This is a genomic window from Alitiscatomonas sp., assembly GCF_037242085.1.
GTDB classification, from domain to species: domain Bacteria; phylum Bacillota; class Clostridia; order Lachnospirales; family Lachnospiraceae; genus Alitiscatomonas; species Alitiscatomonas aceti.
In genome coordinates this window covers 1-12,077 of sequence record NZ_JAXXBR010000092.1, presented here as the reverse complement: position 1 = coordinate 12,077, position 12,077 = coordinate 1, and the positions used below count along the sequence as shown (strand labels likewise).

The 12,077-nt window shown below is 54.6% G+C and carries 11 protein-coding genes; 9 read left to right on the top strand and 2 right to left on the bottom strand.

From position 1 onward, the window contains the following. Positions 1 to 6 precede the first annotated feature (6 nt). The gene (locus WIH05_RS09645; protein WP_022272392.1) at positions 7 to 594 is read right to left on the bottom strand and encodes a C39 family peptidase; all 588 of its coding nucleotides are present in this window, start codon (positions 592 to 594) and stop codon (positions 7 to 9) included. Between the two features lie 160 nt (positions 595 to 754). On the opposite strand from WIH05_RS09645, the gene ptsP reads away from it, so the two are divergent. From ptsP to WIH05_RS09630, 3 genes are all read left to right on the top strand, one after another. After that, on the top strand, positions 755 to 2,416 hold the full coding sequence (ptsP, locus tag WIH05_RS09640) for a phosphoenolpyruvate--protein phosphotransferase (RefSeq protein WP_022272393.1): 1,662 nt from the start codon (positions 755 to 757) through the stop codon (positions 2,414 to 2,416). Positions 2,417 to 2,418: 2 nt separating this feature from the next. Next, the gene (locus tag WIH05_RS09635; protein WP_022272394.1) at positions 2,419 to 3,237 is read left to right on the top strand and encodes a Cof-type HAD-IIB family hydrolase; all 819 of its coding nucleotides are present in this window, start codon (positions 2,419 to 2,421) and stop codon (positions 3,235 to 3,237) included. 154 nt (positions 3,238 to 3,391) lie between these two features. Beyond that, positions 3,392 to 3,694, top strand: coding sequence for a YerC/YecD family TrpR-related protein (locus tag WIH05_RS09630; RefSeq protein ID WP_022272395.1), 303 nt, complete (start codon positions 3,392 to 3,394; stop codon positions 3,692 to 3,694). 67 nt (positions 3,695 to 3,761) lie between these two features. On the opposite strand, the gene WIH05_RS09625 is transcribed toward WIH05_RS09630, so the two are convergent. Next, positions 3,762 to 5,132, bottom strand: a complete 1,371-nt coding sequence (locus WIH05_RS09625) for an MATE family efflux transporter (protein WP_022272396.1) — start codon at positions 5,130 to 5,132, stop codon at positions 3,762 to 3,764. A gap of 229 nt (positions 5,133 to 5,361) precedes the next feature. Here WIH05_RS09625 and WIH05_RS09620 point away from each other — a divergent pair, with 229 nt between their 5' ends. From WIH05_RS09620 to WIH05_RS09595, 6 genes are all read left to right on the top strand, one after another. Continuing rightward, positions 5,362 to 5,808 carry a hypothetical protein gene (locus WIH05_RS09620; protein WP_022272397.1) on the top strand — a complete coding sequence of 149 codons (447 nt, stop codon included), beginning with the start codon at positions 5,362 to 5,364 and terminating at the stop codon, positions 5,806 to 5,808. A gap of 277 nt (positions 5,809 to 6,085) precedes the next feature. Further along, positions 6,086 to 7,453, top strand: coding sequence for a magnesium transporter (gene mgtE / locus WIH05_RS09615; RefSeq protein WP_022272398.1), 1,368 nt, complete (start codon positions 6,086 to 6,088; stop codon positions 7,451 to 7,453). Between the two features lie 58 nt (positions 7,454 to 7,511). Beyond that, complete coding sequence (gene gltX, locus WIH05_RS09610) at positions 7,512 to 8,963, top strand: glutamate--tRNA ligase (RefSeq protein WP_022272399.1); 1,452 nt, start codon at positions 7,512 to 7,514, stop codon at positions 8,961 to 8,963. A 37-nt stretch (positions 8,964 to 9,000) separates the two neighbouring features. Then, complete coding sequence (locus WIH05_RS09605) at positions 9,001 to 10,848, top strand: ATP-dependent helicase (RefSeq protein ID WP_337425315.1); 1,848 nt, start codon at positions 9,001 to 9,003, stop codon at positions 10,846 to 10,848. Between the two features lie 46 nt (positions 10,849 to 10,894). Beyond that, a complete protein-coding gene (locus WIH05_RS09600) occupies positions 10,895 to 11,410 on the top strand; it encodes a cob(I)yrinic acid a,c-diamide adenosyltransferase (RefSeq protein WP_022272401.1) in 516 nt (171 codons plus the stop codon). A gap of 75 nt (positions 11,411 to 11,485) precedes the next feature. Then, on the top strand, positions 11,486 to 11,830 hold the full coding sequence (locus tag WIH05_RS09595) for a DUF1292 domain-containing protein (RefSeq protein WP_022272402.1): 345 nt from the start codon (positions 11,486 to 11,488) through the stop codon (positions 11,828 to 11,830). Positions 11,831 to 12,077: the final 247 nt, after the last annotated feature.

The window sequence follows — 12,077 nt, the reverse complement described above, 5'->3', positions numbered from 1 at the left end:
GCTGCTTTAACAGGGCTCTTTTCTGGAGAAAAGGTAAAAGCCGGGATTCCGGTTATCTGTTTCCTTTTCCATCAGTTCCGGGGAGCAGTAGGCAAAGGGAGCGTCCAGACGCACCTTTCCCTCTCTTCCCGGTTCTTCATATTTGCCCTCCTTTAAAGACGGATCCAGGACACAGATGCTGTCCTTTCCGGCGGATAAAAGCAGGACATAATGGCCGCCGTGGGAAAATACTCCGGTATAGCCTTCCCGGTCTCCGCCCACGTTGGCGATGACGCTGCCGCCGTTCTTTAAGTGCTGCATGGCCTTTTTCACGCTGTTGGTGGTGGAAAAGTCCAGATCGTACAGATCCGCCACCACGGGCCCCAGGATCTTCATATCCGTTCCGGGATGGAGATTGGCCTTATGCTTTAAGGAAAGGGCGATCAGGCGCTTTAAGGAAATGGTCTTTGTGGTGAGACGGTCCACCATCATAGCCAGGGAGCAGAGGCCGCAGCCCGCCTCCTTAATGGAGAGATCGTGGAAGCGGCTGCCCTCGGTGGCGGCGTCGGTGGGATACGGGATATCTGGATGATCCAGCTGATTTAAATATTTCATAAGGTCCTCCTTTGTAAGAGTATGTATGGTTATATTATGAGTTTTGGAGACAAAAATGTCAAGACCTCCGGAAGAGTATCACTTTTTTCAGCATAGATGGGGGAAGGTGTTGATTCCTGGAGGAAATATGTTTAGAATAAAAGGATGGAGGAACCGGAGTATGGAAATAGTCAGAGGAAGATCAGTCTTAAAAAGAACTGCGGTGGGAAGGCTCCAGTACTATGAGAAAGAAGAACCGAGCGTGGTCCGGCGGCAGGTGGAGGACACAGAGAGGGAGCTTTCGCGCTATGAGCGGGCCCTGGAGCAGGCGGAAAAGGAGCTGGAAGCCCTGTATGAGAGGGCTCTGGGAGAGGCAGGAGCAGACAGCGCTGCGGTGTTCATGGGCCACCGGATGCTTCTTAAGGATGAGGAATACAGAAATTCTGTGACCAGGGCGATCACAGGAGAGAGGGTCAACGCTGCCTTTGCAGTGGAAACGGTGGGGGACGAGCTCTGCCGTCTGTTCCTGGAGATGGAGGACGAGTATCTGAGGGCCAGGGCTGCGGATATCCGGGATGTGTCGGATCGTCTCCTGCGGATCCTGGAGGAAGAGGAAAAGGGCGGCGGACGGTGCGGAAGGGGACCGGCCCTTTCAGAGCCGGTGATCCTTGCAGCCAGGGACCTGGCTCCCAGCGAGACCGTTCTTCTGGATAAGAAAAAGATCCTGGGCTTTGTGACCGAGCAGGGCTCTGCCAATTCCCACACAGCCATTCTGGCAAGGACCATGGAGATCCCGGCCCTGGTGTCGGTTCCTGTGGCCCGGGAATGGGACGGAAGACTGGCGGCCATCGACGGGGAGGAGGGGATCCTCTATGTGGATCCGGATCCGGAGACCCTTGAAAGGCTGAAGGAAAAAAAGGCCCGCCAGGAGGAAGCGGCAAGGCTTCTGCTGGAGATCCGGGACCTGCCGGATGTGACCCGGGACGGGACCCGGGTGGAGCTTTACGCCAATATCGGAGGTCCGGAGGATGTGGAGGCGGTCCTGGGATCCAGGGGCGCAGGCGTGGGCCTGTTCCGGAGTGAATTTCTATATCTGGAAAAGGAGACGTACCCCACAGAGGACGAGCTGTTTTCTGCCTACCGCCAGACAGCAGAGCGCATGGGCGGAAGAGAGGTGGTCATCCGCACCCTGGACATTGGGGCAGATAAGACAGCAGACTATTTTGGCATAGAAAAAGAGGCCAATCCGGCCATGGGCTTCAGGGCCCTGCGGATCTGCCTGAAGCGGCCGGAGATCTTCCGCACCCAGCTGCGGGCCATCTACCGGGCCAGCGCCTATGGGAAGGTCTCGGTGATGTTTCCCATGGTGGCCTCCCTCTGGGAGGTGGAGGAGGCCAAAGCCATGGCGTTCCAGGTCCGGGAGGAGCTGGAACGGGAAGGGATCCCCATGGGCCATGTGGACCTGGGCATTATGATCGAGACTCCGGCGGCTGCCATTTTAAGCGGAGAGCTGGCGGAAAAGGTGGATTTTTTCAGCATCGGCACCAACGATCTGACCCAGTACACCCTGGCGGCGGACCGGCAGAATGACCGGCTGGATGATTTTTACGATCCCCGACATCCGGCGGTCCTGAGGCTCATTGCATACGTGGCGGAAAACGCCCAAAAAGCCGGGATCCGGGCCGGGATCTGCGGAGAACTGGCAGCGGATCCTTCCCTTACGGAAGTCTTTCTGAAAATGGGGATCCGGGAGCTGTCGGTGTCGCCTTCCTTCCTTCTGCCCCTGAGAAAGAGGATCCGGGAGATCTGTCTGGAAGAAACAGAAAATGACCAAGGAGTTTAGAAATGAAGCAGAACCAATATGAGATCATCGTGCTGGATCTGGACGGCACGCTGACGAACCGGGATAAGGTGATCACGCCCCGGACGAAAAAGGCCCTGATGGAGGCCCAGGCCAGGGGGAAAAAGGTGGTGCTGGCCTCCGGGAGGCCGACCCAGGGGGTCATGCCCCTGGCGGAGGAGCTGGATCTGAAAGCCTACGGCGGCTTTATCCTGTCCTATAACGGCGGACGGATCATGAACTGCACCACCGGGGAGGTGGTATTTTCCCGGGAGCTGCCGGTGGAGTCCAACCGGACCATCATCGGTCTGGCAGAGGAGCACCGGGTGGATATTTTGACATATGAGGACAGCCGCATCATCACCAATAACGCAGAATGCCCCTATGGAAAGCTGGAGAGCCGCATCAACTCCATGGAGGTGGTGGAGAAGGCAGATCTGGCGTCCTATGTGGATTTTCCAGTTCCCAAGTTCCTGATGATGGATGATGGGGATTATCTGGCCATGGTGGAGCCCAGGGTGAAGGCGGCCCTGGGAAAAAATTTCAGCGTTTACCGGTCAGAGCCGTTTTTCCTGGAGATCCTTCCCAGGGGCATCGATAAGGCCCAGAGCCTGGAGCGGCTTCTGGAGGTGTCGGGACTGTCCCGGGAGCAGATGATCGCCTGCGGTGACGGCTATAACGATCTTTCCATGATCCGGTATGCAGGCCTGGGGGTGGCCATGGAAAACGCAGTGCTGCCGGTCCGGAAGGCGGCGGATCATATCACTGCCTCCAACAACGACGACGGAGTTGCAATGGTGGTGGAGCAGTTCTTGCTGACGTAGGGGGGGAGAACAGCGGTTTTTATAAATATATTTTGTAAATGACTGGACTTAAAAACTTTAATGTGTTAAAATGTTACTTGTGTATCGGGCAGGGAAGCTGCTGGGAAACCATCGGATAATGGAAAAAATATGTCTCACAAAGGGGAGTCTGAACATGAATAAAAAGATAAAAACGGAAGCTGTGGACCATCTTTTTGAAGCGGTGCTGACCTTAAAGTCTCCGGAGGAGTGCTACGCGTTTTTTGAGGACGTGTGTACGGTCAATGAACTGCTGTCCCTGTCCCAGAGGTATGAGGTCGCCAAGATGCTCCGGGAAAAGAAAACGTATCTGGATATCGCGGAGCGCACCGGCGCTTCCACCGCCACCATCAGCCGGGTGAACCGGTCCTTAAATTATGGGAACGACGGCTATGATATGGTGTTTAAACGTCTGGGATATCCCTTTGAGGAAAAATAAAACGAAAAAGCTGCCTTCCGGTGACCATAGATCATGGTCCCGGAAGGCAGCTTTTTTCTTTTGTATCTTATTTCTCCCGGCTGAAGGACTGTTTCAGAGGAAGGATCTCCTTTTTGTAAACATGGCGCAGGAATACGGCGCTGATCCCGGCGGAAAAAACCTCTGCCAGGGGGAAGGCGAACCATACGTAGGAAAGCCCCAGGGTCTTTGCGAAAAGAAAGGCCGCGGGAAGGAGGATCACCAGCTGTCTTAAAACAGACACCCACAGGCTCAGCATGCCGTGGCCCATGGCCTGGAACAGGGAGGAGCAGGCGATGCCGAAGCCGGCTAAGATAAAGCTCAGGGAGATGATCTTAAGGGCCGGCACGCCGATCTCCAGCATGGAGTCAGAGGCATTGAAGATCATTAGAAGATTCTCAGCAGCCAGGTTGAACAGCAGCAGCCCCGCGATCATAATGGAAACGGCGTAGGCGATGGACAGCTTCAAAGTCTTCACGATCCGGTCCGGTCTTCCGGCACCGAAGTTATAGGCAATGATGGGCACAGTACCGTTGTTTAAGCCGAATACGGGCATGAACACGAAGCTCTGGAGCTTAAAGTACACTCCGAATACGGCGGTGGCCGTGGAGGTGAAGGCAATGAGGATCTTATTCATGCCAAAGGTCATGACGCTGCCGATGGAGGCCATGATGATGGACGGGATGCCCACGGCATAAATATGGCCGATGATCTCCTTTTCCGGCCGGAAGCCCTTAAAGGCCAGATGGATCTCGTGGTTTCTGGTGGTATTCAGGACAAAGCCCAGGATCAGGGCAATGATCTGCCCGGTGACAGTGGCCAGGGCCGCTCCGGCTACCCCCATTTTCGGGAAGCCCAGGAGACCAAAGATCATAATGGGGTCCAGGATGATATTTAAGATCGCTCCCGTTCCCTGGATGATCATAGAGTAAAAGGTCCGGCCGGTGGACTGCATGAGCCGCTCAAAGGCGATCTCGCCGAAGAGCCCAAAGGAAAGGACGGTACAGATCTGGAGGTAGGCGGTGCCCATCTCCACGATCTCCGGGTCCCTGGTCTGGGCCAGGAAAAAGTGCTCCGCGAAAAACAGGCCGAAAACGGCGAAAGCCAGAAAGCTCATGAAGGCCAGGAACAGGGCGTGGATGGCGATGCGGTTGGCCTTCTGGAAGTTTTTTTCGCCCAGGCTTCTGGAAAGGGTGGCGTTGATGCCGACGCCTGTGCCGGTGGCTACGGCGATCATCAGGTTCTGGGCCGGGAAGGCCAGGGATACGGCCGTCAGGGCGTTTTCGCTGATCTGGGCCACGAACATGCTGTCTACAATGTTATAAAGGGCCTGGATCAGCATGGACAGCATCATGGGGATGGACATGGACAGGATCAGCTTGTTGATGGGCATGACCCCCATTTTGTTTTCAGATGACATGGTTTGGTTCTCCTCTCGTAATTTTATGTAAGGTCTGTATGAAGGCATCCCGGGCCGTGACGGCGGCCGGGGTACAGCCAGACAAAAAAACGACCTGTGCAGATGGTCGTTTTCTGTGGATATTATACGGCAAATTCCGCCATAAGTCAACCGCCTGGACTGCCTCCGCAGTTGAAAGGAGCCGGCCAGTGTGATAGGATAAAGAAAAGAGCGGGAAGGAGGCATGTATATGGAAAAGATCTGTATTTTCTGCGGAAGATCCCTGGGGCGGTGGGAGAGAAAATCCCTGTACTGCGGCAATGGGACCCAGACCGTATGTAAGGAATGCTATGAGAAATATTCTCCCATGACCAATGTGGAGCGGGGCCTTCTGGCCTGGGAAACGGGCCGGGCAGAATCCCGGGAGGAGCTGCGGGAATTTGTGGAGCAGGCGGAAAGGACCAGAGAGGAAAAGCAGGAGAAGGAGAGGGAGGACCGGGAACAGAAGCGGACCGGGAAAACATGTCTCCGCTGCGGTGGGGAGATGCTGGATCTGGGATCCATGAAGCTTAAGCTGGGGGAGGAGACCTTCTTTTTCAGTGACTGGAACCGTCTTGCCAGCGGATCACTGGACGTGCAGGTCCTTCGGTGCGAGGACTGCGGAAAGGCAGAATTTTACATTCCTGAGCAGAAGTGATGGGAGAGCTTTGCCGCACGGCTGGATGAATACAAAGTTTTTGGGAAAATCCTGCGTAAGCGGTTGCCATTTGGATAAAATTTACTTATAATGTGAAAGGCAGACCAGAAAAGAAAGGATGTGAGCACATAATGGAAGGCCGAAGTTGCAAGACAGAGGCAGACGCCCACCCGGAACCTGAGGCAATAGACATAATGCAGTCCCATTATGTGTATTGCCGTTCTTAATGGACGTTTTGCCTCCATGCCGGTAAAAATATGGAGTGGAGGAAGAAACGATGTCAAACGAAGTTATGGAAAATGAAGAGAAGGAGAAGCTTTTAAGGCTGGCGGAGGAAAAAAAGTACCGGCAGTTAAAGGAAGCCCTTCTGGAGATCAACGAGGTGGATATCGCCTCATTTATGGAAGAACTGGATTCGGAAAAGACCGTGATCGTGTTCCGTATGCTGCCCAAGGCCCTGGCCACGGACGTATTTGCGGAGCTTCCGGCGGAAAGCCAGAGCCACATCATCAACAGCATCACGGATAAGGAGCTTTCAGAGATCGTAGAGGACCTGTATGTGGACGACGCGGTGGATATGCTGGAGGAGCTTCCGGCAACGGTGGTGCGCCGCGTTCTGAAGAATACGACGCCGGATACGAGAAAGCTCATCAACCAGTTCTTAAATTATCCGGAGAACAGCGCCGGAAGCATCATGACGGCCGAGTATGTGGGCCTGAAAAAGAACATGACCGTAGAGCAGTCCTTTGCCTATATCCGTCATCACGGCGTGGACTCGGAGACCATTTATACCTGCTATGTGATGGATGAAAAGCGCCATCTGGAGGGCGTGGTCACGGTCAAGGAGCTTTTGATGAACGCCTATGAGGCACGCCTGGAGACTATTATGGACACCCATGTGATCAAGGTGACCACCACCGAGGACCAGGAGGCTGTGGCGGATATGATGAACAGATACGGCCTTTTATGTATCCCTGTGGTGGACAGCGAGGATCGTCTGGTGGGGATCATCACCGTAGACGATGTGATGGAGGTCATGGAGGAAGAGGCCACCGAGGACTTCGAGAAGATGGCCGCCATGCTGCCCAGTGAAAAGCCGTATTTAAAGACCAGCGTGTTCCAGCTTGCAAAAAACAGGATCCCGTGGCTTCTGATCCTGATGCTGTCCAGCACCATCACTGGTGCGATCCTGGTAAAATATGAGACTGCCTTTGCGGCGGTGCCGCTGTTAGTAAGCTTTATCCCGATGTTAATGGATACAGGCGGAAACTCGGGAAGCCAGAGCAGCACCATGGTGATCCGCGGCATGGCCCTGGGAGAGATCGAGCCGTCGGACGTATTAAAGGTCTTATGGAAGGAGATCCGGGTCGGCTTTATGGTGGGCTTTGTGCTGGCGGTGGTGAACTTTATCCGCCTGATGATCCAGTATCCGGGAAACACCATGATCTGCGTTACGGTGGTCATCAGTATGTTTGCCACTGTGGTGGCGGCCAAGACCATCGGCTGTACCCTGCCCATCGGGGCCAAGGTATTAAAGCTGGATCCGGCCATTATGGCGTCGCCCATGATCACCACCATCGTGGACGCGGTGAGTCTGATGGTATACTTTAATCTGGCCTGCCATCTGCTGGATATGGCGGCATAAAAGAGAAACATGGGGAAAGCCCCTTAAAATTCTATGGAAATGACAGGAGAAGAAAAAAATGGGAAAAGTGAGAACAAGGTTTGCGCCGAGCCCCACAGGCCGGATGCATGTGGGAAATTTAAGGACCGCGCTTTACACATATCTGATCGCCAAGCATGAGGGCGGGGATTTCATCCTCCGCATCGAGGACACGGACCAGGAGCGGTACGTGGAGGGAGCGGTGGACATCATCTACCGTACCATGGAAAAAACGGGACTGATCCATGATGAGGGACCGGATAAGGACGGCGGTTACGGCCCCTATGTACAGAGCGAGCGCCAGAGATCCGGGATCTATATGGAGTACGCGAAAAAGCTGGTGGAAAAGGGCGAGGCCTATTACTGCTTCTGTACCCAGGAGCGTCTGGATTCCTTAAAGAAGAACGTCAACGGAGAGGAGATCATGGCCTATGATAAGCACTGCCTGGGCCTTTCCAAGGAAGAGGTGGAGGCCAATCTGAAGGCCGGAATGCCCTTCGTGATCCGTCAGAATAACCCCAAGGAGGGGACCACCACCTTCCACGACGACATTTACGGCGATATCAGTGTGGATAACTCGGAGCTGGACGATATGGTCCTCATTAAATCCGACGGATACCCCACCTACAACTTCGCCAACGTGGTGGACGACCATCTGATGGGGATCACCCATGTGGTGAGAGGAAACGAGTATCTGTCCTCCTCCCCCAAATACAACCGTCTTTACGAGGCCTTCGGCTGGGAGGTGCCGGTGTACGTCCACTGTCCTACCATCACCAACGAGGAGCATAAAAAATTAAGCAAGAGAAGCGGTCATTCCTCCTTTGAGGACCTTTTAGAGCAGGGCTTTTTAACAGAGGCCATCGTAAACTTCGTAGCTCTCTTAGGCTGGTCCCCGGCAGGCAACCAGGAGTTCTTTACCCTGGAGGAGCTGGTGAAGGAATTTGACTACCACAACATGAGCAAATCCCCGGCAGTGTTTGATATGACAAAGCTGCGCTGGATGAATGGGGAATATTTAAAGAAGATGGACTTCGAGCCCTTCTATGCCCAGGCGGAGCCTTATTTAAAGGCCGCCATCACAAAGCCCCTGGATCTTAAGAAGATCGCCGCCATGGTAAAGACCAGGATCGAGGTATTCCCGGACATTGCGGCCCAGGTGGATTTCTTTGAGACGCTTCCGGAGTATGATCCGGAGATGTATGTTCATAAAAAGATGAAGACCACAAAGGAGACCTCCCTGGAGACCTTAAAGGAGGTGCTTCCGCTGTTGGAGGCCCAGGAGGATTATTCCAACGATGCTCTTTATGAGACCCTGGCCGCCTATGTGGCGGAAAAGGGCGTAAAGACCGGCTTCGTGATGTGGCCCATCCGCACGGCGGTTTCCGGAAAGCAGATGACCCCGGCAGGAGCCACTGAGATCATGGAGGTACTTGGAAAAGAGGAGTCCCTGGAGCGGATCAGGAAGGGGATCGCACTTCTGGAGGCGTAGGACAGGAAAAGAGAAAGTTGCTTTCAGCAGGTAAATGATGAAATTTAACGAAGCGCAGAAAACGGCCCTGTCTCATAAGACGGGGCCCATGATGGTCCTGGCGGGGCCGGGGTCCGGAAAGACCACGGTGATCACTCACAGGATCGCAGGACTCCTGGAGTCGGGAGTCCGCCCGTCAGAGATCCTTGTGATCACTTTTACAAAGGCGTCGGCCAGGGAGATGGAGGAACGGTTCTATTCCCTGAGACCGGCGGTCAGAGAAAACGATACAGAAAGTGGAAGGGTGACCTTTGGTACCTTCCACTCTGTTTTTTACAGGATCCTTAAGCTGGCGTACCGGTTTCCGGCGGGCTGTGTCCTGGGGGAGGAGGAAAAACGCCAGTATTTCAGGGAATTTCTCGAAAATTCCGAACTGGAGGTGGAGGATGAGGGCGAGTTCATCTCCGCCGTGATCAACGAGATCAGCTATGTAAAGGGAAGCCAGATGGACCTTTCCTGCTACTATTCCCAGAACTGTCCGGAGGAATGGTTCAAACGGCTGTACACCGGCTATGAGGATATGCTGCGGGCCAGGGGAAAGCTGGATTTCGACGATATGCTGGTCATGTGCTATGAGCTGTTTTCCCAGAGAAAGGATATCCTTTCTGCCTGCCAGAGGAAATTCCGGTATATTTTAGTGGATGAATTTCAGGATATCAACCAGATCCAGTATGAGATCGTGAAGATGCTGGCTCTGCCGGAAAATAATCTTTTCATCGTGGGAGATGACGACCAGTCCATTTACCGGTTCCGGGGAGCGAAGCCGGAGATCATGCTGGGCTTTGAAAAGGACTATCCGGGGGCCCGCCGCGTGCTCCTGGCGGAAAACTACCGTTCCTCCAGGGAGATCGTGGAGACCTCCTTAAAGCTCATATCCCGGAACCAGGTCCGTTTTAAAAAGGAACTGGTTCCGGTCCATGGCTCCGGACGCCCCGTGGATGTATCCGTGTATGAAAATCCTCTGGCAGAGGCCGAGGGAACGGCCAGGCGGATCCGCCAGTACGCCCAGGCGGGCTTTGCCTTTGAGGACATGGCCGTACTGTTCCGGACCGGGAACGGAACGGGGCTTCTGGCAGAAAAACTGATGGAATATAACATCCCCTTTTCCATGCGGGATGTGATCCCCAGCCTCTACGGCCACTGGATCGCAAAGGATCTGATGGCGTATCTGGAGCTGGGCCATGGGAGCCAGGCCCGCAGCGATTTCTTCCGGATCATGAACCGGCCCAACCGGTATTTTTCCAGGGACGCCTTTGAAACGCCCCTGGTGTCCCTGGACCAGGTCAGGGATTTTTACCGGGACCGGGACTGGATGCAGGAGCGGGTCATGGATCTGGAGGGGGATCTGCGGACCATCGGACGGCTGAGGCCCGGCCCTGCCATCCACTACATCCGCCAGGCTGTTGGCTATGATGATTATTTAAAGGAATTTGCCGCATTCCGGCGGATCCGTCCAGAGGAATTTTTCGATATTGCCAGCCAGATCGAAGAGAGCGCGGCCGGCTTCTCCACCCTGGAGCAATGGAAGGAGCACATCCGCCAGTATGAGGAGACGCTGAAGGAAAAGAGAAGAGAGGCAAAGGAGCCGGGCAGGCCGGAGGGAGTGACCCTCTCCACCATGCACAGCTCCAAGGGGCTGGAATACAGGATCGTATTTGTCGTTGATGCCAACGAGGGCATCGTCCCCCACCACAAGGCGGGGCTTCCGGCAGACATCGAGGAGGAGCGGCGTCTCTTTTATGTGGCCATGACCCGGGCGAAGGAGCGGCTCCATCTCTGCGCGGTGAAGGAACGGTATCACAGAAAGCAGGAGATCTCCCGGTTCGTGAAGGAATGCATGGACTGAGGAGCCGTATGGACAGGACAGTGTATGGAAGGAGAAGGGACAGCAGATGGCATTGGTGCATATTTACTGCGGAGACGGAAAGGGAAAGACCAGCGCGGCTGTGGGAATGGCTGTCCGGGCCGCCGGACGTGGGCTTAAGGTGGTGATGGTGCGGTTTTTAAAAAGCGACGATTCCGGGGAGGTGGCCGTACTGGGCCATATTCCAGGGATCACGGTGATCCCCTGTGAAAGGACCTTCGGCTTCGTATCGGCCATGGACCGGGAGACCAGAGAGCAGGCAGCCCGGTGGAATCTGGAACAGTTTTTCCGAGCCGTGGAGCTGGCGGAGGGGGCGGACCTTCTGATCCTGGACGAGATCATGGCGGCCATGACCTACGGCATGGTGCCCGAGGAACGGGTCCTGGAGTTTCTGGAGGACAGGCCCGGTGGGCTGGAGGTGGTACTGACCGGCAGATCGCCGTCGGAGCGGATCCTCGGAGCCGCTGATTATGTGTCGGAGATCCAAAAGGTCAGACACCCCTATGACCGGGGGATTTTGGCAAGAAAGGGAATTGAGTATTGATTTTTACGGGGTTTACTGATATGCTGTATTTACCTTATAAAAATATGGTACACTTGAAAAAAGAGAGGAACGGTTATGGCAAACGAAAATTTAAAGAACGGTCCTGTAAACCCGGACGCTGAGAACGATGAAGAGATGACAGTGACCTTGACTCTGGACGACGGCACAGAGCTGGAGTGCGTGGTGCTGACGATTTTTGAGGCTGGAGAGAAAGAGTATATCGCCCTTCTTCCCCTGGATGGCAGAGAGGCCGAAGACGGAGAGGTTTACTTATACCGTTATGTGGAAGATATCAATGGAAATCCGGATCTGGAGAACATTGACAGCGATGAGGAGTATGAGATCGTGGCAGACGCCTTTGACGAGCTTCTGGACTCCGCAGAGTACGACGAGCTGGTCAGCGAGGACGAGGTGGAATAGGAGCCGCAGATAAAATTAAAAATGGGATGCAGCGTGGAGCGGGCTTTTTTCCGGCTCCGGCAGCATCCCATTTTGTGTCCAGGAGCTTTAAAGAACAGGAGTGGGGGCCGGGCTTTCCGAAGGAGGTCCTGCTCGGCAGGATACTGGAAACAAAAAACCGGCTATCTGAATTTCAGATAACCGGTTTAAATCGTGACCTGTCCGGGAATCGAACCCGGGTTTACGCCGTGAGAGGGCGTCGTCTTGA